Source organism: Morganella morganii (assembly GCF_041099235.1).
GTDB lineage: Bacteria > Pseudomonadota > Gammaproteobacteria > Enterobacterales > Enterobacteriaceae > Morganella > Morganella morganii_E.
This window is the reverse complement of record NZ_JBFZSO010000010.1, coordinates 32,967-58,876: the sequence shown is the minus strand read 5'-3', so window position 1 is coordinate 58,876 and position 25,910 is coordinate 32,967. Positions and strand designations below refer to the sequence as shown.

The following is a 25,910-nucleotide window of genomic DNA, read 5'->3' as shown; positions in this document are numbered from 1 at the left end:
AAATATAACAAAAAACAGATTTTATTATTGGCATGGCGCTTGCTATTACCCTTGTGTCTATATTTTTTTATAAAAGGGAAGTGCTATGAAGAATAAACAAATAACGGTGAAAAAAGCCGGTGAATTTTTTCGTGACGGCATGACAATTATGGTCGGCGGATTTATGGGTGTCGGTACACCGCCGCGTTTAATGACTGAATTATTAGAATCCGGCGTCAAAGAGTTAACTATTATTGCCAACGATACCGCATTCGTGGATACCGGCCTGGGCCCGCTGATTGTCAACGGCCGGGTGAAAAAAGTCATTGCTTCTCACATCGGGACAAACCCGGAAACAGGGCGGCGCATGATCGCCGGTGAAATGGAAGTACAGCTGATCCCGCAGGGCACGCTGGCAGAGCAAATTCGCTGCGGTGGTGCCGGGCTGGGCGGATTCCTCACCCCGACCGGTGTCGGTACGGTCGTGGAAGAAGGCAAACAGAAAATTACCCTCGATGGCCGTGATTACCTCCTCGAACTTCCCCTTCGCGCTGATCTGGCGCTGATTCAGGCACAGAAAGCCGATCCGCTCGGCAACCTCACCTATGACCTCAGTGCCCGTAACTTTAACCCGCTGATGGCGCTGGCGGCAGATATCACCATTGCCGAGCCGGATGAAATAGTCGCGGTGGGGGATATCGACCCGGATTGTGTTGCCACACCAGGGGCAATTATTGACTGGCTGATTGCAGAATAAGGAAAACATCATGAATGCAAAAGAATTAATCGCCCGCCGTGTGGCACTTGAACTGAATGACGGTGATGTGGTGAACCTCGGGATCGGGCTGCCGACACAGGTGGCGAACTATCTGCCGGAAGGCGTGCATATCACATTACAGTCAGAAAACGGCTTTCTCGGCCTCGGGCCGGTAACCACGCCGGATAAGAATCTGGTCAATGCAGGCGGTCAGCCGTGCGGCATTCTGCCGGGCGCATCGATGTTTGACAGCGCTTTCTCTTTCGCGCTGATCCGCGGCGGTCATGTGGATGCCAGCGTACTGGGCGGCTTACAGGTGGATGAACAGGCCAACCTCGCCAACTGGGTGGTACCGGGCAAAATGGTGCCGGGTATGGGCGGCGCGATGGATCTCGTGACCGGTGCGCGCAAAGTGATCATAGCCATGGAGCACTGTGCAAAAGACGGTTCCGCCAAAATCCTGCCGGAGTGCACTATGCCGCTGACCGCCGTGAAAGCGGTGGATGTGCTGGTGACGGAACTGGCGTTATTCCGCTTTGAAAACGATCAGATGATTCTGTGTGAATATGCGCCGGGTACGGATATCGATACCATCCGCGAAAAAACCGGTGCGCATTTTATTGTTTCACCGGATTTGTGTGAAATGCCGTCAGGTATTGCGGAGGTCGTCATATGATCCGGAACATCTCACGAGTCATGACCCGTGTGGTGAGCCGCTATCTGCCGGATCCGCTGATTTTCGCCATGCTGCTCACTATGCTGACATTCATCATCGCGCTGTCACTGACACCAAGTACGCCGATGGATCTGGTGAATATGTGGGGGAATGGATTCTGGAATCTGCTGGCATTCGGTATGCAGATGGCGCTGATCATCGTGACCGGTCACGCGCTGGCCAGTTCACCACCGGTTAAACGTATCTTACGGCTGACTGCCTCACTGGCAAAAACGCCGGTTCAGGGAGTCATGCTGGTCACTTTTTTCGGTGCGATAGCCAGCGTTATTAACTGGGGATTCGGGCTGGTGGTCGGGGCGATGTTCGCACGGGAAGTCGCCCGGCGTGTGAAAGGCTCCGATTATCCGCTGCTGATCGCCTGTGCTTACATCGGCTTTATGACCTGGGGAGGTGGTTTTTCCGGCTCAATGCCGCTGCTGGCGGCAACCCCGGGTAACCCGGTTGAGCATATTGCGGGACTTATTCCGGTCAGTGAAACGATTTTCACCCGCTACAACATTTTTATCACACTTTCCCTGATTGCTGTACTGCCGTTTGTCACCCGTCTGATGATGCCGCCGAAAGGGGATGTTGTCATGGTGGATCCGGCATTACTGGAAGAAGAACCGGACTTCCAGAAAAAATTACCGGAAGATGCTCCGGTATCTGAACGTATGGAAGAAAGCCGGATTATCACATGGATCATCTGTTTGCTCGGCTTCAGTTTTCTCGCGTTATATTTCATCAAAAACGGTTTCAATATCACCATTAACACCGTCAACATGATATTTCTTCTGACCGGACTGCTGTTACACAAAACGCCGATGGCGTATATGCGGGCAGTCAGTTCGGCAACACGAAGTACCGCCGGAATCCTCGTGCAGTTCCCGTTCTATGCGGGTATCCAGCTCATGATGGAAGGTTCAGGCCTCGGCGGCCTCATCACTGAGTTCTTTATCAATGTCGCGGACAAAGACACCTTCCCGCTGATGACTTTCTTCAGTTCTGCACTGATTAACTTTGCTGTTCCGTCAGGCGGCGGACACTGGGTTATACAGGGGCCATTTGTGATGCCTGCGGCAGCCGCACTGGGTGCGGATCCGGGCAAATCGGTTATGGCCATCGCCTACGGCGAGCAGTGGATGAACATGGTACAGCCTTTCTGGGCATTACCGGCGCTGGCGATTGCCGGGCTGGGTGTCAGGGACATCATGGGCTACTGCATCACGGCTCTGCTCTTTTCCTGCCCGATTTTCATTATTGGTCTCGTTTTTCTTTAACCACAAAAGAATAAGGAAATAATATGAACAGTATTGTTATTGTCAGCGCGGTACGTACGGCTATCGGTAATTTCAGCGGAGCTCTGGCGGATGTCAGCGCCAACGAACTGGGTACAATCGTTACCCGTGAATTGCTGAGAAAAACCGGTCTGGCACCGGAGCTGGTTGATGAAGTCATCATGGGTAATGTGCTTCAGGCCGGTCTGGGACAAAATCCGGCGCGTCAGATTCAGCTAAACAGCGGTATTCCGGAGAGTTCGGGCTCTTTTACTGTCAATAAATTGTGCGGCTCAGGATTAAAAAGTGTGGCGCTGGCCGCTCAGGCAATAGGTTACGGTGATGCCGATATCATTATTGCCGGGGGAACTGAAAGTATGAGTAACGCCCCTTATTTACTGGATAGCCGGGCCCGCCGCGGGTTACGTCTCGGTGACGGTGTGGTGACTGATTCTCTGCTCAGGGATGGCCTGATGTGTGCCATTCATGGTTATCACATGGGGATCACAGCGGAGAACATCGCCAAAGCCTATAACCTGACCCGCGAAGAGCAGGATGCACTGGCACTGTCATCACAGCAGAAAGCCGTCAGCGCGATTGAGCGCGGCGCCTTTAAGGCGGAAATCGTGCCGGTGACGGTAAAAAGCCGTAAAGGGGATATCGTGGTGGATACCGATGAATTCCCGAAAGCCGGATCAACGGCAGAAGGACTGGCGAAACTGCGTCCGGCCTTTGATAAAGCGGGAACGGTGACTGCCGGCAATGCCTCCGGTATCAATGACGGTGCGGCAGCGCTGATGCTGATGACGGAAACCCGTGCCAAATCACTGGGACTGACACCGCTTGCCCGCATCCGGGGTTATGCCTCCGGCGGGGTTTCACCGTCGATGATGGGGCTGGGGCCGGTTCCGGCCACGCGGAAAGTGCTGGAGAAAACGGGGCTGTCACTGAAGGATATCGATCTTATCGAAGCCAACGAAGCATTTGCCTCCCAGTTTCTTGCGGTCGGCCGTGACCTGGGTTTTGATCCTGAAAAAGTAAACATCAACGGCGGGGCGATTGCCCTGGGTCACCCGATTGGTGCGAGTGGTGCCCGTATCCTGGTGACACTGCTGCATGCATTACAGGCTCAGAACAAAACCACCGGGCTGGCGACTCTGTGTATCGGTGGCGGGCAGGGGATTGCGATGGTGATTGAACGTCTGTAATCCGGTGAAATAACAGGCAGATATTCAGCCGGTGGCAGGATGACTGTCACCGGCTTTTTTGTGCCGGTTTCTGTGTTTCTGACAAAATTCGAATTAAGTTAATTTTTCGTGTAAAATATTTACATTAATTTAATTTATTAAGTGCGGTTTGCTGCTCATATTAGGATGAGTCATCAACCTATTATGCTGAAATCCGATGTGTGGGATCAAACACACTTTTTCACATCCTGTAAAAACTCGGAATTTGTATTTGAATGGAGTGAAAACATATTTTTTTTCTAATTATTTGGTATATAACACTTATTCTACTAATTCATTGTACTTTCAATCGATTAATATTTTGTAATATTATCTCGTTACACTATGATTTTAAAGGCGAAATATATCGAAACATTCAGTCTCATTTACCCCCTCATGTACTCACAAACAGCATAACCTTTGGTTTTTCAAAAATGGCCCTATGTACGATAAACTACTTATAGTTTTAAGTGTTTTTTCTATGATCAGTGAGCTAAATAAGGAATTTTAGTGATGGTCTTTATAGGGTTATTGATTAATGATGAAGAAATATGCGATCTCCGAAGCTATCGGACAGGTTATCAGACAATACCGGACCAATGCAGGTTTAACCACAAAGCAGCTGGCACACAGAATAGGGATTAGTCAGCAGCAGCTTTCGCGTTATGAGCGGGGGGTAAACCGTATTGATGTGGATACGTTATTGCGTGTCAGTCTGGCTTTTAAACTCACGCCGGGTCGTTTCTTTGAGGAAATGAATATGACCGGAACCGGGCTGGATGACATTCTTTATGAAAATAATGAAGAAGGGGATATTCAGGAAATCCGGATGAGCCTTATTGCGGACAGTATTATTTCCCCGCGCGATTTTTAATTATCATAATTTCCGCTTTTAAATAAAAAAGACAGACCAGTACAGCTGATTTGCGGATTACTGTACGGGTTTGCCGTGCCCGGTACATGGCTGAACAGGCTGTGCTGCTCAGTCCCGGATATATTATCCGGGATGAGCCTGCCGGAGACGGTAACGGTTTAAAACAGGTATTTAACACCCAGCATAGCCTGAGTATCACTGTATCCGGCATCGCCGATCTGCTGAGCGACGTTACCCCAGAGATTCAGGTTGGTATTAATCTGACCCTCAACACCGGCTTTTATTTCCCCGATATTCCGGGTACCGGCGATATCAAATTGTTCTCCGTTTATTCTGACACCGTATTTTTGGCTGTTATAAATCCAGTTTATTTCTGCGAAAGGTTCAAAATTACGCCCTTTACCGTCATCAATGACATTATGGCCGTGCAGATAAGCCCGCAGGCCGAGACGGGTACGGATATTATTATCCCCGCTGCTGCGGACATCTGTATTGCCGGCTGCCGTGTGATTTTTCGCTTTCACACCCTGAAAGGTGATTTGCGCTTTTGGCTGAAGGAAGAAGGTATTTACGGTGTCACTGGCAGTCATAAATTCCCCGGCTTTAAAGGTATAACCGGACTCAACCGAGGCCGTCACACCGCGTGATTTATATTTTTCCGCAGAAAACTGCTCACTGTGAACTTCGTGATCAAACCAGTTATATAACACCCAGACATCGGTATATAGCCCTGATTTATCCGCGTCATCCGCATACCAGGTTCCGTACAGACCCGCGCTGTAACCGGTTGTTTTTCCTTTTGAATAATAGCCGTTAAGGTGGTTCCTGGTTTTGCTGCTTTGATCTGCAAATCCGGCCATGATACCGGCATGGTAGCGGTTCAGACCATCGGTTGACCACTGAGCCAGATCGCCGCCAATCTGCGCGACATAACGGTTGTCCTGCGTTGTTAACTGCCCCTGTAACTGACGGAAGCGGTTATGCCCGCCGACCTGGCGCAGCCACAGCGATGTGACGTTTGTTTCCCCTGTCAGGGCATCCGTATACCGGGTTTCCCCGAGGCGGTCGTGAAGCCGCAGGTCAAACAGGTTATTTGCCGCCAGTGTGTTCGCAGCGTAACTGCCGACTGCAGGGGCAAAAATATGTACTTCCGGATCGGAAGGCTCAGGAAGAACTACGGGGTCAACAGGAACGGAGGGGTCAACAGGAACGGAGGGATCAACCGGTTCCGGCTTGACCGGCGGTGCCACATACAGGTTGGTCAGATACCAGTTTTTATTGTCTGTTCCTGCGGTATAGCCGCCACGCTGCAATGTATATTCATATGCTCCGGACACAATACGTCCGCTTTGTTTAAACTCCCCGGATGAATCGCCGGATACGGTAATCAGCTCAATACCTTTTTTTGTTTTTGCACCCCGGCCATTAATGTTATTCACCTGAACGGTGGTATTACCGGCACTGTTTTTATTAATGACTAATTTATCAGTCACTGAGTTATCACCACCCAGTTCGCTATTAAAAATAATCGTTCCGTTACCGGAATTTAAGTCATTGATGATATTTAAGGTTGTCTGTGTCTGGTTGTTTTTTGACAGCCTGACAACACCACGGTTATCCAGTGAGGAAATGGTTTGATCAAATCCGTTAAGGTCAAAATTACCTCTGTTGTGAACATTAACCCCGTTGCCGAATGAATTCAGATTGCCTGCTTTTAATGTTCCGTCATCAATCACAATAATTCCGCTGTGGCGGCTGTTATTGCCGGTCAGCGTGATGGTGTTGGTATTTTCTTTGATGACATTGATGGTGTTTATCAGGTCGGGTGAAAAGTTATTATTGTCCTGATAGTTAAATACTAACCCGGACGTCAGATTCGTGTTTCCGGCGTCAGGGATGTAGTTGTTATTACCAGTGAAGCCTGCAATATAATCCGTTTTCAACGTACCGGCATTGCCGCCGTTACCATAAAAAATAACCGTATTATCGAAATAACGGTCTTTATTCAGGCTGATACTGTCAGTGATGATTTCACCTCCGGCAAGCAGATTGACGAAGCTGCCGGTATTCGTTGTGACTGCGTGTTTATTGCCGATGATAATGTCCCGGGCAGATAATGCGCCGCCCTGTTCAACAGTGATGACGTTGTCCACTTCATCGCCCAGCACCATCGTGTTCTGTGCGGTTATTTTTGATTGTGCACCGGTGACGAGAACCTCCGGGGATGCTTTTTTCCCGTTATCAGTGATATAAGAGGTTCCTCCGCTGGCCATAATGATATTTGCAGCGTTGATTTCAGCACCGTCCGCCACTTTTAAAAAACTGCGGGGATTACCACCGGTAACAAAATTATCTGTCACCTCAACCGATGATCCTTTGCCTGATATTAATACAGAAACGGGGAATGTATGATTTTCGTAATTATGTTTACCGGCATCATGTATACCGGCATAAAAATTCTCAGCGCTGATTTTTCCGCCGGATAATACATTCAGCTCTGACGGTATATCAGCGTGTCCGGTTTGAGTATATTTTGCAAAGTAAAAGTCTTTATGTACATTCAGAAGACCGTTATTTTTTATATTTAACGTTGTGTTAACCGCCGTATCCCGGCTAATACGGTTCATCTCATGTACAGACATGTTTTCAGCTTCAATTACGCCGCCGTCATCAATATTTATGATGACCGTGCCATTCGGAAGTCTGTTGGAATTATAGGTTGATGCCAGGATATTATTATTTACTTTTAATTTTGATCCCTTTCCGCTGACCGTTAATTCATAAAATCCGCTTTCATTTACCCGGGCCTCGTTATAATTTCCCATCACGAAATCATCAGTTATCACATTAGCGCCATCAGTAATTTTCAGGCTGGCCTGTGATACTATGTGATCAAAATCGAGAGGTCTGTCGATGATACCTAACCTGAGCATTCCGGTGTTATTCCACCGTGAATCACTGCCTGAAAGCGTGACATACCCGGTTTCTCCGGCTTTTTCTGTAATGGTTGCACCCTGCGTTTCGAGCGTGCCGTTCTTAATAATGATACCGCCGTTCTGAACAGACAGATTGCCGAAATCCACTATTGCGGATTTGTCATCCAGCTCTTTGACTACACCTTTGTTTATCGTTATGGCATGACCGCCTGACGCGACTAAAAGTAAAAAAAAACAATAAATGGTACGGTGATTCTGTTTCTTTTCCATGTAAAAAACCCCTGAAATTAAATGTTCCCGGACTGAAGGTCAGCCCGGGTAAAAATCATGTTTATTTTTATACGGAAAAACTATAGTAAAAATAATTTTTATTAGCCAAGTGTTTAATAGCGAAATAATGCGTTATAAGCATACTTATTTTATTTCTCTGTGCTTTTTATGATGTTTTCATTTTCTTCTGTCAGCAGCTGTTTAATTCATTTCCGGGATACGGAATAAAGACAGAAAAGAGAATCAATTACAATGACGTGAAGTTTTACAGGAGGGAATACTGCCGGTGAGGCGGAGACGAAAAAAAGCGGGAGATGATATCTCCCGCAATATGCTAACCAATCAAGGAACTTAATAATATATTGGTCAGAAGGACAGAGGTTTTTTTATTCAGACTGCGGTGCTGAGTTTTTTAACTTTCCGGAACCGGTGCTGTGACCGGTTCCGGGTTTTACTTTATTTCAGTCAGTGCGGGGCACCGACGGATGGCCTGTTTTCTCTTACCCGTCACTCAAGGTATTTGAAGAACGGTGCGATGAGCAGCAGGATACCGAAGCCCATAACACACCAGGCTTTCCAGTCTTTGAATTTTTTCAGTTTCGCGACACGGAATACCAGATAAACAGGAATTAAGCAGGAAACGATAGCGTATAACGGACTACCAATCTGGAAGAAGACAACCACAGAGAACCCTGTTGACACCCATGCAGTCAGTAATGCAACGATGAAGACAGAGATACAGATGTTTAATACGGTGTGGTTGATTTTCTCTTTATCCATGAAGCGGGAAAGGATGTTAACCGCAAGGCCTTTCACTGATTCCTGGAAGCCCAGATAGATACCGAAGAATGCTGTCAGAACCGCAAAGATGTTCAGAACGGTGGTCATCACACTCACGACCGCGCCCGGAATAACCTGAGCGGCAATAGCCAGTGCAGAGATGTTCTGTTCAAACGCGGATACGGCCTGCTCATGACTGATGGAGAACGTAAAGGAGAATGAGAAGAACAGGATGATAGTCACCAGGGTGATATAAGCCACGCGGTGGGCGCGGATAGCACGGTAGGTGGCAACACGTTTGTCTGATTCCAGTTTACGGTATGCGATGTTCATCGGGTTCAGGATCTGAACGAAAACCGCAGAGAAGAACGCAAATGGTACAGTCAGCAGCACGTCACGGGTAAAGTCAGCAATCGGCGGGAATGCAGTGATGTTATTGAAATCCCAGTGAGGGATCATCACCAGACCCAGCGATACAATGATACCCACTTTCACGATAACCATCGGACCGGAGATTTTAAACAGCAGTTTCTCGCCCTTGGAGGCAATGAAAATCAGCGCGGCAAAGACAGCCACACGATAGATCAGTGAGCTTGAAAGCACACCCTCTGTCACACCGAAAGTATGGAGATAAGAGGCACTGTCGAAAATAACAGAGAGAGAGTAAATAAAGATACCGTGGATAAGCATCAGGAAGTAAATAACCCCCAGCGCCACACCCCAGTTACTGCCCAGATACTGTGTGATTATGTTTGTGTAGTCTTCACATTCTTCACTTTCAGACAGCGTATTCATGTACAGCTTCTGCAACATATAGGTTGCCGGATACGCAATCATGAAAGCTAAAATAAATACCCAAATACCTTTCAGACCGATCTGAATCGGCATTACAACGGTACCGGCACCGATCGCCATACCAATACAAAGTACTACCCAGCCGGCGTCATACATTGTAAATGGTATTTTGCCCAGCGCTTTCGCGGAATTATCGGTTGAGGTCATGTCCGCCATACTAAGCCCCCTTGGTTTTCATAATAATTTATTGTGATTATTGGTTTCTAAAAAATTTCAGCACTGCGTTGTTCTTTTTATTACCGCTAAAAATAACCTGTTAAATACTTAAAAAGCACGCCGGAGAGAATTCAGAGTGGCTCTCAATGAATTTTTCCGCGTGCTTCGTGTACTCACCCCGTCTGTGTGTTAATGGCAAATGAGGTGAGTACATACTGCAAGACTTAATTTTCCGCTCTGATCTTAAGCAACTGCTTTCGCAATAGCCTGTTCCAGGTCAGCAATGATGTCTTCAGGTGTTTCCAGACCGACAGAGATACGAATCAGACCATCGGTGATACCTGCTTTCAGACGCTCTTCAGCCGGAACCGGAGAGTGAGTCATTGATGCAGGGTGCTGAATCAGAGTTTCAGTATCGCCCAGGCTTACTGCCAGCATGCATAACTCAACAGAGTCCATCACTTTACGGCCTGCTTCGATACCGCCTTTGATTTCAAAGCTGATCATACCGCCGAAGTTGCTCATCTGTTTTTTCGCTAACTCGTGCTGCGGGTGAGACGGCAGACCAGGGTAGAATACTGCTTCTACGTTCGGGTTAGATTCCAGATATTTAGCCACTTTCATTGCGTTAGAGCAGTGACGTTCCATACGGACGTGCAGTGTTTTCAGACCGCGCAGGGTTAACCATGCGTTGAACGGGCTCATTACACCACCGGTGATATCTTTAACACCAACCAGACGGGCAGGAACCAGGAAGTCAGCAGGACCGACAATCACACCACCGATAACGTCGCCGTGGCCGTTGATGTATTTGGTCACACTGTGAACCACGATGTCTGCACCTAATTCCAGAGGACGCTGGCAGTACGGAGACATGAAGGTGTTATCCACAACCAGCATTGCGCCGCCTTCGTGAGCAACATTTGCCGCTGCTTCGAGGTCGATCATTGCCAGAGTCGGGTTAGCCGGAGTTTCGACGTAAACCATCTTGGTGTTTGGTTTCATCGCCGCTTTGATATTCGCAGGGTCATTTGCGCGAACGAAAGTGACTTCGATACCGAATTTAGGCAGGGTGTGAGACAGCAGAGCATAAGTACAGCCGTACAGAGTGTCAGAAGCAACGATATGGTCGCCCTGGCCGCACATAGTCAGGATGGTGGTAGAGATAGCTGCGATACCGGAAGAAGTCGCCAGAGCTGCTTCGCCGTTTTCCAGTACACGCATTTTTTCTTCTAATGCTGCGTTAGTAGGGTTACCTAAACGTGAGTAGATATAACCTTCTTCTTCTAATGCGAAACGTGCTGCCCCTTGTGCTGCGCTGTCGAAGACGAATGTAGAGGTCTGATAGATTGGGGTTGATAACGCACCAGTCAGTGGATCAGCCTGCTGGCCAGCGTGAACAATCTTAGTGTCATAACCTTTATTCGTATAATCGTGCATAAATCCTCCAAAGAATAATTTTTTATTATGCCAACATGTGTTGTTGTTGCAGTAATAAAAGCAATAGCCGTGCCAACTCAGGAGTTATTTTTATAACACATTGAATTAAAAGAGATAAATAATTTTAAGGTATAGATTAGACAAAGTCAGTGCGGAGGAAGTGGAAAGCGGACTGTAAGTAAAAATGACAAAGTGGAAAGAAAATTGACAGTAGGTTGCCACTTTCTGATAGTGAGGTTAATCACATTGAGGGATAAAACCGGACTTACGTCACATTATAGCCCCAAAAGGGAAGGGTGATCCAGATCTCTTTTTAAATTTTTTCCTGAATCGATACGTCCGGCGGTTGATAATGATCAAAGTCATGAATAATCAATTCCATTAATTACCGCACTTTTAATGATTTGCCACTCCAATAAATGCAGGTGTAAACCTAACAGTTTGCGGACTTTTTTTCATAGAATTGAGATATCTGGCGGGTACAAGCCGACTGAACTTGTTTATAGTAAGTAACGTAACAAAACCCAAAATAACAATTACACTCTGTATGATAAGGCTACTTATCATATGGTTTTTTTATTGCGCACTATTTTGTTGTATTTCGCCCTTTGTTCACCTCTCAGTGATTACCTAAGATGGGTTAACCTTGGTAGGGTGGGTGAAAAATGAGCACTACATACACTAACCGGGAGTGACTAATCACATGTCTGCATATAGATGGTTAATTAATACCATTGACCGCGTCGCCATGGTGGAAGAAGTCATCAATGAGTTTTCGGCCTCCGAAATCAGCATTAATTCCATGGAAGTCTTTCCGTGCAAAATTTATGTCAAATTCAATACGGAGTGCGAGCGGGATGTTAAGCTGCTGCTGAGCAAACTCCTGCTTAATCCTGATGTTATCAGTGTCACCCGTTCCAAATTACAGCCCTACGAGCGTAAAGAAAAAGAATTACAGGCGATTCTGGAATCCACCACGGACGGCATTATCGGTATCAATAATCAGGGTAATATCAACTACTTCAATAAAGTGGCGGAAGACTTTTTCTCGATCTCGCGGGAAAATATTGTCGGCGTCAATATCAGCAAGATTCTCAGCGGCAAAAACCAGGCGGTACTCACCAAACTGCTCGGCGGTAACAGTTTCGATCACTATCAGATGGTTACCAGTACGCCGAAAGGGGAGTTGTACTATATCTGTTCCGGCCGTCCGATTCTGAGTGAAGAGTCTCAGGTGATGGGGGCGGTTATCACCTTCAAAAGCCTGCGCTCAGTGCAGCAAATGGCGTCTTCGGTGAATAAAAGCCTGCCGTTCAGCTTTGATGACATTATCTGTGAAAGCGAAATCATGATGAACCTGATTGATTTTGCTAAAAAAATCTCAATAAGCCCGTATACGGTACTGATCCGTGGTGAAACCGGTACCGGTAAAGAGCTGTTTGCCCGCGCTATTCATAACGCCAGCGACCGCAGCGCTCACCCGTTTGCGCCGATTAACTGTGCAGCGCTGCCGGAAAACCTGATTGAAAGTGAGCTGTTCGGTTATGAGGGCGGCGCGTTCAGCGGCGCCAGCAAGGGCGGAAAGATGGGGTTATTTGAATCCGCCAACCACGGCACCGTGTTTCTGGATGAATTCGGTGAGCTTTCCCTTATCCTGCAAAGTAAATTACTGCGTGTATTACAGGAAGGCGTGATCCGCCGGGTCGGCGGGCACAAGGAGATCCCGGTGGATGTGCGGATCATTGTTGCCACCAACCGGAATCTGGAAGAGATGATCGAGAACAAATCATTCCGTGAAGATCTCTATTACCGGATCAACGTGATCCCGATTAATATCCCGCCACTGAAAGAGCGGAAAACGGATATCCCGCTGTTACTGCAGCGCTTTATCAGCAAATACACGACAGAACTGAATAAACAGCTCAGTTTGTCCCAGGATGCATATCACCAGTTAATGGCTTATTCCTGGCCGGGTAACGTGCGGGAACTGCAAAACGTGATTCTGCGGGCCATCCATCTGGCTTCCGGCCGGGAAATTACCGTCGGGGATCTGTGGCTGCCCCATGAGGAAGTGATGGCCTCTCCGGCACTCCGGCCGCAGGCGGCACCGAAAACGGAAATACCCCCTGCGGTATTGCCGGCGCAGGAAGACATCAACCTGAAAGAGTCCCTTGCACGGCAGGAAAAAAGCCTGCTGGAAGATTATCTGCGCCGCTACGGTTCGGCCCGCAAAGTGTCCCGCGAAATCGGGATGTCTCACACCACCGTACTGAATAAAGCCCGTTATTATAATCTGGAGCATTTGCTGACCTACAGCACGGTGCGCCGGTCAGCAGACAAAACAGATTAATACGGATTATCACCCCCGCCGGCAGCGGTCCGGCGGGCAGTTTCGTAAGCATCGATAGCCCTGATCCTCGCCATCCGGTGATCAACCACCGGTTTCGGATAATCAATCTCCCGCTGATTTTTCTCCGCCCATTCATGGGGTGTATGAATGTATTTCGCCGGCACTTCTGCCAGTTCCGGCAACCAGCGGCGGATAAAACTGCCGTCCGGATCAAACCGTTTTCCCTGTGTGACCGGGTTGAAAATCCGGAAATACGGTACCGAATCATGGCCGGTGGAGGCCGCCCACTGCCAGCCGCCGTTGTTGGCGGCAAATTCACCGTCAATCAGTCGTGACATAAAATAGTGCTCGCCGCGCCGCCAGTCAGTCAGTAAATCCTTGACCAGAAAACTTGCCGTGATCATCCGCAGGCGGTTATGCATCCAGCCGGTTTCATTCAGCTGACGCATGGCCGCATCGACCAGCGGGAATCCGGTTTTGCCCTGCTGCCAGGCAAGCAGACCGCTGTTATCCGGTGACCAGATAATGGACTCTGTCCAGCGCTGCATCGGGCGGTGCCGGCTGATATCCGGGTGCTGTGCCAGCTGATGCAGATAAAACTCACGCCAGATAAGCTCACTGAGCCAGGTATAAGCGCCGCTTTCCGGCTCATCGGTGACCATCGGGAAATGCAGGCGCAGGCGGCTCAGGCACTGGCGCGGGGACAAAATTCCGGTGGCGAGATACGCGGAGATGCGGCTGGTGCCGTCAATCGCCGGAAAATCCCGCTCTGTTTTGTAATCTGCGGCATGTTTCAGACAAAAATCTGCCAGCCGCTGCAGTGCGGCCTCCTCTCCGGAAGGGAAAAGGGCATGCTCCTGCTGCGGCAGACTAAGCGGTGGCGGGGAGACCGGCGGGCCTTTGGCCTCCGGTACCGGCAGCACGCGGACGGTGGTCTGCATCAGTGCGGTGAGAAATGCCCGCCGGAACGGGGTGAACACTTTGTAGAGTCCGCCCTGCTGTGTGCTCACACTGCCCGGCGGCAGCAGGACACAGTCATCAAAGGCATAAAAACGGCAGGTATCCGGCAGACGGGCGGCAAAGCGGGAATCACGGCGCTGTTCATTCAGTCCGTACTGTTTATTGACATAGACAGCGGGGATACGATGTTCCCGGCACCACGCTGCCAGCCAGTCAGCGGCATCCTCAAAGGTATTGCACGGCTGAACATGCAGGGTGATCCCGAGTGCGGCTGCGGATGTGTTCAGTGTGTGCAGCTGACAGAAAATCAGCGCCTGCTGTGACGGGGACATAGCGTGCTGCTCCCACTGTCCCGGCGTGAGGGTAAAAATCAGTTTTACCTGCCGGTGTGCCTGACAGGCGGCGTAAAGCGCTGTGTTATCTGTCAGCCGCAGATCGTGCCGCAGCCAGACAACGGCCGGTGCTGAATCCGTCATAATTTTACCTCCCGCATAAACAATAAAAAGGCCCGCGTCCGGAGAGGCGGGCCTGAGCAGGACATCAGTCCAGTTTAGGGTGCTGATCAATCAGTGACTGACGGCGTTTCTGCAACGCGGCAATCTCCTCATCAATCGCCTCAATCTTGTGTTCGATATTATCGTAATGCTCAAGCAAAATCTCTTTGGCTTCCGCGCGGTCAGATGCCGCCGGTGTGGCACCGCGTAACGGCTTATTGGCGGTTTCTTTCATCATAATCGCGGTAATTGCCCCGATAACGGCAATGACCATCAGATAATAGGCCGGCATATACAGGTTATTGGTCACTTCGACCAGCCAGGCGGCGGCAGTCGGGGTGGCACCGGCAATCAGCACGGAGATATTGAACGAGATAGCCAGCGCACTGTAACGGATTTTTGTCGGGAAAATGGCCGGTAAAATAGAGGCCATCACACCGGTAAAGCAGTTCAGCAGTACCGCCAGGATCAGTAAGCCTAAGAAAATCAGTCCGATGACACCACTGTTAATCAGCATAAATGCCGGAATCGCCAGTACAAATAACCCGATACTGCCCGCGAGAACAAACGGTTTACGGCCGATGCGGTCACTCATCATCCCGATCAGCGGCTGTACAAACAGCATACCAATCATAATCGCGATAATAATCAGCACACCGTGATCCGCACTGTAATTCAGGTTATGCGACAGATAACTCGGCATATAGGTCAGCAGCATGTAATAAGTGACGTTGGTGGCAATCACCAGCCCGACACAAATCATCAGACCCTTACCGTATTGTGAGGCAATGCTGCGCAGTGAAACGCGGGGCTTATCTTCGCCGGTTTCAGGGTTGGCATTTTTCATATCCTCAACATGCTGCTGGAAAGCCGGTGTTTCCTCCAGGGCATGACGCAGATACAGACCGATAACACCCAGCGGCAGCGCCAGGAAGAACGGGATACGCCAGCCCCATTCACGGAAGGTTTCCTCACCGAGAATACTGGAGATCAGAACCACCACACCGGCACCGCAGACGAAACCGGCAATTGAGCCGAAATCCAGCCAGCTGCCCATAAATCCGCGTTTACGATCCGGTGAATATTCCGCTACAAAGATAGCTGCACCGGAATACTCACCGCCCACGGAGAAACCCTGAGCCAGTTTTGCCAGCAGTAACAGAACCGGTGCCCAGATCCCGATACTTTCATAAGACGGGATAAGACCGATACAGAAGGTACTGACAGCCATGATAATGATGGTAACGGAAAGCACTTTCTGGCGGCCGAATTTGTCGCCCATAATGCCGAAAAAGACCCCGCCCAGCGGACGTACCAGAAACGGTACGGAGAATGTGGCTAATGCCGCGATCATCTGTATACCCGGGGAGGCGGAAGGGAAGAAGACCTGACCCAGCACATACGCCAGGAAGCCGTAGACCCCGAAATCAAACCACTCCATGGCATTACCCAGTGAGGCAGCGGTGATGGCTTTCTTTAATTTGCCATCATCAATGATAGTAATATCATTGATATTTAAAGGTTTTTGTTTTGTTTTCTTGCGTCTCATCGTTGTATCCTTTTGTTTTATGACGGGGATTCACGTAACTGAGATTTCACTCAAACCCGCAACGACTTTTTATGTGATAGTGAATTCATCGGTAGCAGGAGATGTTTAATACTAAGTTGGTAAGTATAAATACGTATTTTTTCCCGTATTCATGTTTCCCGTTAAATAGATTGATTGTTGAATATATGACGCTAACGGCAGACGGTACAGGAAACCGCAGACAGGACAGGAAGAATAGGAAAGTATTGTGTTGTAATAACCAAAAAAAGTACCTTTGTTTTGAAACGAGGTCACCTAATTTAGCATAAATCATATTTTTTGTAAAATTAGTGGGTTTTTGTACTGATTAATATCGTGTATTTGGCATTTAACTTCTCTGTATCGTAAACTGTTCAATGCTGTTTTTTTTCTGAAAAATCAACGGAAATACAGATTACCAGGGAAATAAGGCATCTTAAATGGATTCTTTTCAGCATATTTTATTGCATGAAAAGGTTTGTGGTTGGCATCATAATCCGATGCATTTTAAATTATCAGCATGATTATGATACGCATGGCTTAAATATAGGCAATATATCGGGTGGTTTCAGAAAACAAATAATGTTATCAGTATGTTTCACCTGATTTCTCAATTTTCTGTATGCATTTTTCTGATAATTACATCTGATGTAATTAACGCATAATCACAGTCCTCAATGATTTCTTTACGTAATAATAAGATAAACTTTGGTGTTATCTGCTGAATATGCAAACCATGCAGTGATATCTGCCAACGGCAATTTAAGAAAGACATAAATGTTTCAAGATATATCGTTTTTTTTCCATTTAATTGTGGTTTGTTACTCTATTAAAGCTAAATAATCACTATTTTATACCACTAATGAGTCATTTTATTTTTAGTGGTTTATACCTAGTCCAAGGGTGAAAGAAAAGGTAAATATACTATAATACATAGGGTTATCACTCTTTCGGACACCGAATAATTCTTTTTTTTACAATTCGTTAGGTGCCGGAACGACAGGTTTCAATTTGGTAAATGAATATGTAATATGTGTTTCAACATGTGTACGAGGCTGGTTTGCATAAGTACATACATGCGGCAGTTAAAACAACAACAAAGAGTAAAACTTTGTGAATATCAATTGGTCCACTTTCTTTAATAAACGCATATTTTTGTTAGTCATCAGAGAGGAATCTGATGGTTATCACAGCCATATGTGAGGGATAGCGACATGACCAAAGCAAAAAACTCGATAGCACGCGCTGTCGGGCAAAAAATTCAGGTGTTACGGAAAGATCACGGCATTACTGCAGCAAGACTGGCTGAAATGATTGAAATCAGTCAGCAGCAGATGTCACGTTATGAACGTGGTGTAAACCGTGTTGATGTGGATTGTTTAGTCCGTATTGCGGATATCTTTGAAGTGCCGGTTGGCTGGTTCTTCACCGAGATTGAAGGCCGGAGTAAACGCGACAGCGGAAATGAACGGGAATCCTGGAAAGCAGAAACCGTTATTTTGCCGGTCGAATCTGAACTGATGTAATTTCGTGATATTGAGTGATACTGAATCTCATCTCAAAAATCCGTTATTAGCCTGCTAATAACGGATACCGCTTTTTGCGGGGCGTGTTTATTTCTTCATCACCCGCCTTGTGCTATCATCCTGACACACAGCATGTTGTATTACTCTTATAACCCTGTTTATTAATAATTTTAATATTTTGAATCCGTTTTATAACTGGATAAATAAGCAATGAACATTAATCAGCTCAAAAGTTTTGTTGAGGTGGTCAGGAGTGACTTTAATATCACGAATGCCGCCGAGAAGCTGTATACCTCGCAGCCGACAGTGAGTAAGCAGCTTAAAATTCTTGAAGATGAATTGAACGTTTCTTTATTCAACCGGAAAAATAATAACTTATTATCGCTCAGTCCGATTGGTGAAGAAGTTCATCGTGTTGCCTGCGATATTCTTGCGCAGTTTGATAAAATTAAAAGTCTGGTGTCTCATGAAGATACCACGACAAAACAGAATCTCCGTATTGCCACCACCCACACGCAAATCCGTTATAAATTACCGAAAGTGATTGAACGCTTTAATGCGCGTTACCCGAATATTTCGCTGCATTTCCATCAGGGTGCCCCGGCACAGCTGGCAGAAATGGTGAAAAACGGGGATGTGGATTTTGCAATCGCCACCGAATCCCTGCATCTGTATGACGATTTACTGACGCTGCCGTGCTATCAGTGGTCCCGCAGTGCGATTGTGCCGCACGATCACCCGCTGGCACAAAATGAGCAGCTGACGATTCAGGAGCTGGCTCATTATCCGCTGATCACCTATGTATTCGGATTCACCGGCCGTTCCAAGCTGGATCAGGTATTTTATCAGAACCACCTGACACCGAATGTGGTATTAACCGCGGTCGATACGGAAATTATTAAATTCTATGTGAAGCGCGGAGCGGGTGTCGGTGTTATTTCCTCCGTGGCGTTTGATCCTGCAGAAGACAGTGATTCTCTGCGCTGTATTAATATCGGTAACCTGGTGAAACCGAGCTATACCCATATTTGTATCAGCCGTCATACACATCTGAAGGATTATATGTATGACTTTATTTCCTGTTATGCACCGCATCTTGACCTGAATTATATTCACCAGCCGGAACAGTGGCTGCCGGTTGATCCTAAAGCCCGTGACCGGCTTTACCGCGCATTGCCGGAACTCTGATTTGTACGGTATTTCCGATAAAAAAAGCCCGGTAACATCAGTTACCGGGCTTTGTATTTGCTGTGTGTAATCTTTTTTATCGGGTGGCAATATTAATAAAGATTTGCGCACCGATCAGCAGGCAATCGTCATCAACAAAATACGGATTGGCATGCAGATAGTTATTAATTCCTTTGGCTTTGTTACCGCTGCCGAGGAAATACATGGCACCTAATTTATCTTTGGTGGCATTAATCATATAGCTGAAATCTTCACTGCCGGTCATCGGCTTACCGTTTGAATCAATATTTTCAGCCGGTAAGAAGGCCGCCGCCGCGTTTTTAATGACTTCCGCTGCCTGCGGATGGTTAATTACGGCCGGGTAACCGCAGGCTTCCAGTGTGGTTTTAAACCCACCGGCTTCACTGCGGGCAACAATCTCTTTAAAGCTGGCTTTTAAGATTTTATCGGTCTCTTCATCCATAGAACGGATGGTGCCGCGAGCCTGCACATAATCAGCCAGCGCATTCGGGATCGTACCGCCGTTGATCATACCGCAGCCGAAAACGGCCGGGCTGAAAGGATCGGTTTTCTTGGCGACGATATAATCCATGTAATCAATAATACGGGTGGCTTCGCGGATAGCATCCAGCCCTTTGTGCGGCGTGGAACCGTGCGCGGAAACACCGTGTACGTCCAGCGTCCAGGCTGAGCCGTAAGAGGACATCACTCCCGCGTTAAAACGGATGCAGCCGGTTTCAATCGCGGCATCGTTATGCAGTCCGTAGACTTCATCCACGCCGTCCATGCAGCCCATTTCGACCATTTTGTCCGCACCCGGCACACGCATATCTTCTTCCGCCATCTGGAAGACAAAACGGACGTTGTGCGTCAGTTCATCACGGTGTTCGCTGAGGTATTTTGCCGCGGTCAGCGCGATGGTCATATGGGTATCGTGACCACAGTTGTGGGCACAGCCTTCGTGTACGGAGCTGTGCTCGTTGCAGGTCATGTCCGGCATTTCCAGGCCGTCGATGTCGGTGCGGTAAGCAATCAGGCGGTATGCCGGATTGACGGTCAGTTCAGCGGTAAAGCCGGTATATCCCTCAAACTGACGGATGGTGTAGCCGAAGCTTTCCATCAGTTCGCGGCAGTATTTTGAGGTTTTATATTCTTCACCGGACAGCTCAGGGATTTTATGTAAATCCTGGCGCGTTTTCTTGCTGAACGCCTCAAGCGCAAAGAGTTTTTCACTGACATTGTATTTATTGGTCATTACATTTACCCCGTAACTGAAACCGGTTTGTGTGCTGATAAAGAATCCCTGATGTAAGCGCGGGTATGACCGGAAACCGGTCATACCACAGCGCCGGCGCAACATAAGTACATTTTATTTTTACGAAAAAAAGTCTGCCTTCCGGAACCGGCGGGTTTCTGTCAGCAGTCGTTTTCGTTATTATTTGCAGGAGGGATTTTAACGTCAGTATTAAAAAAGTGAGCGTGACGGAGATCGTGTTTATATCATATCAGTATTTCATGGTGCATGAATAATAAGGATGATATCTGTCATAAATAATATCTTCCTGATAAATATATATTATATTATTCTTTTATATCAATCGTTTATATAGAAACTAATTTCCTGGTTTTTTATGTTGATTCTGTGTGAAATATAAATTCGTCACCCGGAATAACAATAATATTAATATTATTAAACAGAAATTAAGAAAAGTGTATTTATATATCATCACAGCCATTTTTGTATTATTCCGCCGGATCTCCGGTAATATCCTGAATTAGTGCTGAAAATTTACCTTATTACTGGTGGTTTTATCTGCGGCGAGCCCGGGCTACACTGAAACGACAGGATAAACACACAGAGCAGGCTGGTATTGTTCTGTGCAGCATCTTATTGCGAATCAGATTTATCACCAGTATGAGGGAAGATTTACGATGAAGCAGACTGTAGCGGGTTATATCGCAAAAATGTTGGCGGATGCAGGAATCAACCGTATCTGGGGTGTCACCGGAGACTCACTGAACGGGTTAAGTGACAGCTTACGTAAACTGGGCAGTATTGAATGGATGGGCACCCGGCATGAGGAAGTGGCCGCGTTTGCCGCCGGATCGGAAGCCCATCTGACCGGTAAACTGGCGGTGTGCGCCGGTTCCTGCGGGCCGGGTAACCTCCACTTAATCAACGGACTATTTGATTGTCAGCGCAACCGTGTGCCGGTGCTGGCAATTGCCGCACATATTCCTTCCGGCGAAATCGGCAGCCATTACTTCCAGGAAACTCATCCGCAGGAGTTGTTCCGTGAGTGCAGCGTCTATTGTGAGCTGGTTTCCAATCCGGAGCAGATCCAGCAGGTGCTGGGCATTGCCATGCGCAAGGCGATTCTGGAGCGCGGTGTGGCCGTGGTGGTCATTCCGGGGGATGTGGCATTGAGACCGGCACCTGAATCGGCCCGTAATGTCTGGTATGAGCCGTCTCTGCCGCTGGTGATGCCGCAGCGGGATGAGCTGGTGAAACTGGCGGATGCTCTTAACGGCGCGAAAAATATCACACTGATGTGCGGAGCCGGGTGTGCAGGGGCACATGATGAAGTTATCAAACTGGCGGAAACCCTGAAAGCACCGGTGGTGCATGCACTGCGCGGAAAAGAGCATATTGAGTATGATAACCCGTACAGTGTCGGGATGACCGGGCTTATCGGCTTCTCCTCCGGGTATTATGCAATGGAAAATGCAGATACCCTGGTGCTGCTCGGCACGCACTTCCCGTACCGTGCGTTTTATCCGGCCAAAGCAAAAATTATTCAGGTGGATATCAACCCGGGCAGCCTCGGCGCGCACTGCGCGGTGGACATGGCGATTATCGGGGATATCAAAGCCACACTCAACGCTATTCAGCCGCGCCTGCAGGCCAAAGAGGATCATACCCACCTTGATGCTGCTCTGAAACATTATCAGACCGCCCGCAGTGACCTCGACGCACTGGCAACCGCCAGCAAACGGGAACTGATCCACCCGCAGTATCTGGCGAAGAAAATCAGTGAGCTGGCGGATGATGATACCGTGTTCACCTGTGATGTGGGCACCCCGACTGTCTGGGCGGCGCGTTATCTCACCATGAACGGCAAACGGCGGCTGGTTGGCTCCTTTAACCACGGCTCGATGGCAAACGCCATGGCGCAGGCTATCGGTGCTCAGGCGCTCGACCGCAAACGCCAGGTGGTGGCGATGTGCGGTGACGGCGGGTTCAGTATGCTGATGGGGGATTTCATTTCCCTGGCGCAGATGCAGCTGCCGGTGAAAATCGTCATCTTTAACAATAGCGTGCTGGGTTTTGTGGCGATGGAGATGAAAGCGGGCGGTTATCTGACTGACGGAACGGATCTTCATAATCCGGACTTTGCCGCAATGGCCAATGCCATGGGAATTAAAGGTATCCGTGTCGAAGACAGCGAATCACTGGATGATGCACTGAAAACCGCGTTTGCCCATGACGGGCCGGTGCTGGTTGATGTGGTGACCGCCAAACAGGAACTGGCCATGCCGCCGGAAATTAAGTTTGAGCAGGCCAAAGGCTTCAGTCTGTATATGCTGCGCGCGATTATTAACGGGCGTGGTGATGAGATTGTGGAGCTGGCGAAAACCAACTGGCTGCGCTGAGTCAGCCGAGAAAAAATGCCGCGAATGCGGCATTTTTTTGTTCAGTACCCGGCTGCGGACTCCAGCCGCCACAGGTGGGCGGCCATCAGGGCCCGCCACGGGGCGAAATCCGCCAGCCATTCCTGCGTTTCATCCGCCGTTATTTTTTCATCCCGCGCCAGCAGGCGCTGCAGATTACGCCGCACCGCAACATCACCGTGCAGTGAGCCGTTCAGATAGTTAAAGCCGCGCAACAGGGCATAGCTGACCGTCCAGGTGCCGATACCTTTAATCGCCGTCAGTGAGGCAGAAACCGCATCTGCATTCTCCGGTGTGACCACATCCGGCAGCACCAGCGCTCCGCTTTCCAGCTGTCCGCTCAGTGCCAGCAGGGCATTGGCTTTACCGACAGAAAAACCGCAGCTGCGCAGCCCGTCAAAATCGGTCTGTAAAATATGTGCCGCATCCGGGTAGCACCACAGCCCGGAGGAGTGGCGCAGGCCGATATGCTGAATCAGGCGGCGGCGGATGGAAATCGCGGCCTGAACACTGATCTGCTGCCCGATAATCGCCCAGTTAATGGCTTCAAACGGCGTGGCGGACTGGTAGATCCGCAGCCCTTTCTGCTGACGTATCAGGGGACCGGCCAGCGGGTGATCCTGATATTGTGTCTCGAATTCCTCCACCGGCTGGATCAGACCGAGCATATGCCGGGCGAGATGCTGCATACGGGCTTCGTCTTCCGGCAGGGGGCCCGGGCCGTCAGTGCTGAGGGTGACACGCGCTTCTCCTGAACTGATTTCCAGCGTCAGTAACGCGGGATGGCCATGCAGGCAAATCCCTTTCATCACCCGGTTTTCCGTGACCTCTTCGGCGACATGGTGATTATCACGTAAATGAAACGCGAGAAAATCCGCTGTATGATAGGGCTCAGGTAACAGAACGGCAGTCGTTAAATTTTTGTTATTATTCAACTTTTCATACCTCAGAACAGGGCGGGCAATTGACCGGATTATAGCCGTTTTTGCTCCCGGACGTACGATTTTGGTCAAAATGTATATTTACAGAATAATAGGTGGATTATTCTGAATGAACTCCGCATACAAAATGTGGTACTTATACGTATGAACAAATGAGTTTAATTTCAGCATATTCATTCTTTGCCGTTGTCTGTGTGGCATAACCGGGACAAAAGCAGAGGTTATTGTTGCCACAATGAATATAATTGACGCCCGAAGTTCTCATGTTCCCCGGAAGGAGCGTTAAGCCGGAGATTATTACAGTACAGCAGCACAACTCAGAGCGGATAAAGGCATTACCGATGGATATAAAACAATATTACCTTGAGGTTGCGGAAGGTAAGGGTAAGAGGATGACGTCAGAAGTAGTGGCATTCTCTCCCTCGCGGCTCAACCTGGCAGAGTTAGAAGAGCGTCTGGCATCACAAACCTTTTTCACACAGGGTGATATTGAATACGCGGAACATGATGAGAACAGCTTTTATTACACCTGTCATTACGGTGATGAAGAACTGCTGTTTCTGGTGTCACTGGCACCGCGGGCTCCGGAACTGGAAATCAATCCTTACTATTCAACCGATCCTCTTTCCGCCGGACTGCTGGCCGGGGTCAACCAGACCGAACAGGATATTTATGTTGAATGCCTTTTACAGAATGACGTGCTGCGAAGTTACCGGTATCAGCTGAAGATGGTACAGATTCTGGTGCCGGATTTATTACTGGGCATCGATATCTCGGCAGCCGGTCGCGGTTTTACCCGTGAGTGGCTCAATTTTCAGCTGGAAAACGACGTGCAGCTGAACATTGAATCTCTGTATACCATTCATGCAATCTATGACACGGAAAATTCCCCGCCGACCATGTACTGGTTCCACACACACGGCCTGCTGCGCTGCGGGATCCCGGAAGTGGAGCTGCTGCTGCCGCATACCATTAATGCGTACTACGGCATTCCTGATCTGCTGCGCAGTTTTATCGGGCAGAGTCTTAATGAAGGCAAAGTGCTGTTTAATGAGCCGATGCTGTGCGGCCAGACGGAAAAACAGCTGGAATATATTGTGGCGCTGCCGTATCAGGAAGGGATCCGCCAGATCAACAAAAATACCCCGATCGACCAGCTGAAGCCTCTCGAAGAGATCGATTACTCTCACGATAATATGCCGGAAAATGAATTTCTCGGCGATCGCGGGGATCGCGACGATCAGCATGACCATCCGTCCTGTATGCTGTTCCGTGTCAATGAAAGTTCGCCGGTGTTACAGACATTTTTCCGTGGTTTCGACGACGATGCCGCCATTATGTTTTACCGCCCGAACAGTGAAACCCATGAAATGGCGGTAAAAGCCCGCCTGCGCTGGCACTATTTTGCCCAGATGTTTGCGGAATACGGTCAGCCGGTAGTTAAAACGAAAAAAGGTCTGCTCGGCGGGTTATTCGGTAAAAAAGCCCGTGATGAAGAAGATGAACATCCGTGGGCGTTTATGGTCAAATGCGGCATTCCGTACGGGGATGAGGATGATCTGGAGCACATGTGGTTTATCCCGGAAACGCTGGATAATGACGTATTTACCGGCAAACTCATTAACCAGCCGTTTTATGTTGAAGAGATGCAGGAAGGCGGTGTATATCCGCTGAATACCGAGATGCTGACTGACTGGAATATCTATTTTTCCGGAGAGAAATATACCCCGGATACCATTTATCAGCTGCTCAGCCCGTCACAGGTTCACTGAGAACAGTTTGTCCCGGAAAAAGCGCTGAAATGAAGGCGCTTTTTTTGTGCCTGCGATTTTGTGCAGTAACCCACGTTATTAATACATACTGAATTATATCGTTGCTGCTTTTTTTTTGTTCCGGCTATAATCAATGATCGCCTGTTCCGGGTGGTTATATATCCTGTAAAAACAA

General features: G+C 48.4%; 17 protein-coding genes. 10 read left to right on the top strand and 7 right to left on the bottom strand.

Annotation, left to right across the window (positions count from 1 at the left end; translation table 11 throughout):
* Nucleotides 1-85 precede the first annotated feature (85 nt).
* The 5 genes from atoD (at nucleotide 86) to AB7038_RS15070 (ending at nucleotide 4,828) form a co-directional block, all read left to right on the top strand.
* The gene (gene atoD, locus AB7038_RS15090; protein WP_072872395.1) at nucleotides 86-736 is read left to right on the top strand and encodes an acetate CoA-transferase subunit alpha; all 651 of its coding nucleotides are present in this window, start codon (nucleotides 86-88) and stop codon (nucleotides 734-736) included.
* A 10-nt stretch (nucleotides 737-746) separates the two neighbouring features.
* Complete coding sequence (locus AB7038_RS15085; RefSeq protein ID WP_214271795.1) at nucleotides 747-1,412, top strand: 3-oxoacid CoA-transferase subunit B; 666 nt, start codon at nucleotides 747-749, stop codon at nucleotides 1,410-1,412.
* Entirely contained in the window at nucleotides 1,409-2,731 is a 1,323-nt protein-coding gene (locus AB7038_RS15080) for a TIGR00366 family protein (RefSeq protein ID WP_214271796.1), read from the top strand. Before AB7038_RS15085 ends, AB7038_RS15080 begins: the two co-directional genes overlap by 4 nt.
* Before the next feature lie 23 nt (nucleotides 2,732-2,754).
* Complete coding sequence (locus AB7038_RS15075; RefSeq protein WP_368890210.1) at nucleotides 2,755-3,936, top strand: acetyl-CoA C-acetyltransferase; 1,182 nt, start codon at nucleotides 2,755-2,757, stop codon at nucleotides 3,934-3,936.
* A gap of 556 nt (nucleotides 3,937-4,492) precedes the next feature.
* Nucleotides 4,493-4,828, top strand: a complete 336-nt coding sequence (locus tag AB7038_RS15070) for a helix-turn-helix domain-containing protein (protein ID WP_108655858.1) — start codon at nucleotides 4,493-4,495, stop codon at nucleotides 4,826-4,828.
* Between the two features lie 158 nt (nucleotides 4,829-4,986).
* Here AB7038_RS15070 and AB7038_RS15065 read toward each other — a convergent pair whose 3' ends face one another.
* From AB7038_RS15065 to megL, 3 genes are all read right to left on the bottom strand, one after another.
* Nucleotides 4,987-8,034, bottom strand: a complete 3,048-nt coding sequence (locus tag AB7038_RS15065; protein WP_369453590.1) for an autotransporter outer membrane beta-barrel domain-containing protein — start codon at nucleotides 8,032-8,034, stop codon at nucleotides 4,987-4,989.
* 507 nt (nucleotides 8,035-8,541) lie between these two features.
* Complete coding sequence (locus tag AB7038_RS15060) at nucleotides 8,542-9,825, bottom strand: transporter (protein ID WP_369453589.1); 1,284 nt, start codon at nucleotides 9,823-9,825, stop codon at nucleotides 8,542-8,544.
* Between the two features lie 243 nt (nucleotides 9,826-10,068).
* Nucleotides 10,069-11,265 carry a methionine gamma-lyase gene (megL, locus tag AB7038_RS15055; protein ID WP_004904656.1) on the bottom strand — a complete coding sequence of 399 codons (1,197 nt, stop codon included), beginning with the start codon at nucleotides 11,263-11,265 and terminating at the stop codon, nucleotides 10,069-10,071.
* Between the two features lie 703 nt (nucleotides 11,266-11,968).
* Between megL and AB7038_RS15050 the strand changes: the two genes are divergently transcribed.
* Nucleotides 11,969-13,615 carry a sigma-54 interaction domain-containing protein gene (locus AB7038_RS15050; RefSeq protein ID WP_368890213.1) on the top strand — a complete coding sequence of 549 codons (1,647 nt, stop codon included), beginning with the start codon at nucleotides 11,969-11,971 and terminating at the stop codon, nucleotides 13,613-13,615.
* On the opposite strand, the gene phrB is transcribed toward AB7038_RS15050, so the two are convergent.
* Together phrB and proP are read right to left on the bottom strand one after the other, a co-directional pair.
* Nucleotides 13,612-15,051 carry a deoxyribodipyrimidine photo-lyase gene (gene phrB, locus AB7038_RS15045; protein WP_368890214.1) on the bottom strand — a complete coding sequence of 480 codons (1,440 nt, stop codon included), beginning with the start codon at nucleotides 15,049-15,051 and terminating at the stop codon, nucleotides 13,612-13,614. The genes AB7038_RS15050 and phrB overlap by 4 nt on opposite strands.
* A 64-nt stretch (nucleotides 15,052-15,115) precedes the next feature.
* Nucleotides 15,116-16,618, bottom strand: a complete 1,503-nt coding sequence (proP, locus tag AB7038_RS15040) for a glycine betaine/L-proline transporter ProP (RefSeq protein ID WP_369453588.1) — start codon at nucleotides 16,616-16,618, stop codon at nucleotides 15,116-15,118.
* A 1,232-nt stretch (nucleotides 16,619-17,850) separates the two neighbouring features.
* On the opposite strand from proP, the gene AB7038_RS15035 reads away from it, so the two are divergent.
* Nucleotides 17,851-18,162, top strand: coding sequence for a helix-turn-helix domain-containing protein (locus tag AB7038_RS15035; protein ID WP_024474721.1), 312 nt, complete (start codon nucleotides 17,851-17,853; stop codon nucleotides 18,160-18,162).
* A 210-nt stretch (nucleotides 18,163-18,372) separates the two neighbouring features.
* Nucleotides 18,373-19,350 carry a LysR substrate-binding domain-containing protein gene (locus AB7038_RS15030; RefSeq protein WP_025151566.1) on the top strand — a complete coding sequence of 326 codons (978 nt, stop codon included), beginning with the start codon at nucleotides 18,373-18,375 and terminating at the stop codon, nucleotides 19,348-19,350.
* A gap of 76 nt (nucleotides 19,351-19,426) precedes the next feature.
* Here the strand turns inward: AB7038_RS15030 and AB7038_RS15025 are convergent, their stop codons facing one another.
* Entirely contained in the window at nucleotides 19,427-20,605 is a 1,179-nt protein-coding gene (locus AB7038_RS15025) for a M20 metallopeptidase family protein (protein ID WP_024474722.1), read from the bottom strand.
* Between the two features lie 677 nt (nucleotides 20,606-21,282).
* On the opposite strand from AB7038_RS15025, the gene poxB reads away from it, so the two are divergent.
* Nucleotides 21,283-23,004, top strand: coding sequence for a ubiquinone-dependent pyruvate dehydrogenase (gene poxB / locus AB7038_RS15020; protein ID WP_369453587.1), 1,722 nt, complete (start codon nucleotides 21,283-21,285; stop codon nucleotides 23,002-23,004).
* A gap of 41 nt (nucleotides 23,005-23,045) precedes the next feature.
* Here the strand turns inward: poxB and AB7038_RS15015 are convergent, their stop codons facing one another.
* Nucleotides 23,046-23,957, bottom strand: a complete 912-nt coding sequence (locus tag AB7038_RS15015) for a DNA-3-methyladenine glycosylase family protein (RefSeq protein ID WP_369453586.1) — start codon at nucleotides 23,955-23,957, stop codon at nucleotides 23,046-23,048.
* A gap of 347 nt (nucleotides 23,958-24,304) precedes the next feature.
* On the opposite strand from AB7038_RS15015, the gene AB7038_RS15010 reads away from it, so the two are divergent.
* Nucleotides 24,305-25,735, top strand: coding sequence for a DUF4026 domain-containing protein (locus AB7038_RS15010; protein WP_368890218.1), 1,431 nt, complete (start codon nucleotides 24,305-24,307; stop codon nucleotides 25,733-25,735).
* Nucleotides 25,736-25,910 lie beyond the last annotated feature (175 nt).

Bases quoted from the DNA above. Each gene is read 5' to 3' on its own strand.
- AB7038_RS15080 (WP_214271796.1), top strand. From the start codon at position 1,409: ATGATCCGGAACATCTCACGAGTCATGACCCGTGTGGTGAGCCGCTAT.
- AB7038_RS15030 (WP_025151566.1), top strand. From the start codon at position 18,373: ATGAACATTAATCAGCTCAAAAGTTTTGTTGAGGTGGTCAGGAGTGAC.
- AB7038_RS15085 (WP_214271795.1), top strand. From the start codon at position 747: ATGAATGCAAAAGAATTAATCGCCCGCCGTGTGGCACTTGAACTGAAT.
- AB7038_RS15050 (WP_368890213.1), top strand. From the start codon at position 11,969: ATGTCTGCATATAGATGGTTAATTAATACCATTGACCGCGTCGCCATG.
- megL (WP_004904656.1), bottom strand. From the start codon at position 11,265: ATGCACGATTATACGAATAAAGGTTATGACACTAAGATTGTTCACGCT.
- atoD (WP_072872395.1), top strand. From the start codon at position 86: ATGAAGAATAAACAAATAACGGTGAAAAAAGCCGGTGAATTTTTTCGT.
- poxB (WP_369453587.1), top strand. From the start codon at position 21,283: ATGAAGCAGACTGTAGCGGGTTATATCGCAAAAATGTTGGCGGATGCA.
- AB7038_RS15010 (WP_368890218.1), top strand. From the start codon at position 24,305: ATGGATATAAAACAATATTACCTTGAGGTTGCGGAAGGTAAGGGTAAG.
- AB7038_RS15025 (WP_024474722.1), bottom strand. From the start codon at position 20,605: ATGACCAATAAATACAATGTCAGTGAAAAACTCTTTGCGCTTGAGGCG.
- proP (WP_369453588.1), bottom strand. From the start codon at position 16,618: ATGAGACGCAAGAAAACAAAACAAAAACCTTTAAATATCAATGATATT.
- AB7038_RS15060 (WP_369453589.1), bottom strand. From the start codon at position 9,825: ATGGCGGACATGACCTCAACCGATAATTCCGCGAAAGCGCTGGGCAAA.
- AB7038_RS15065 (WP_369453590.1), bottom strand. From the start codon at position 8,034: ATGGAAAAGAAACAGAATCACCGTACCATTTATTGTTTTTTTTTACTT.
- phrB (WP_368890214.1), bottom strand. From the start codon at position 15,051: ATGACGGATTCAGCACCGGCCGTTGTCTGGCTGCGGCACGATCTGCGG.
- AB7038_RS15070 (WP_108655858.1), top strand. From the start codon at position 4,493: ATGATGAAGAAATATGCGATCTCCGAAGCTATCGGACAGGTTATCAGA.
- AB7038_RS15035 (WP_024474721.1), top strand. From the start codon at position 17,851: ATGACCAAAGCAAAAAACTCGATAGCACGCGCTGTCGGGCAAAAAATT.
- AB7038_RS15075 (WP_368890210.1), top strand. From the start codon at position 2,755: ATGAACAGTATTGTTATTGTCAGCGCGGTACGTACGGCTATCGGTAAT.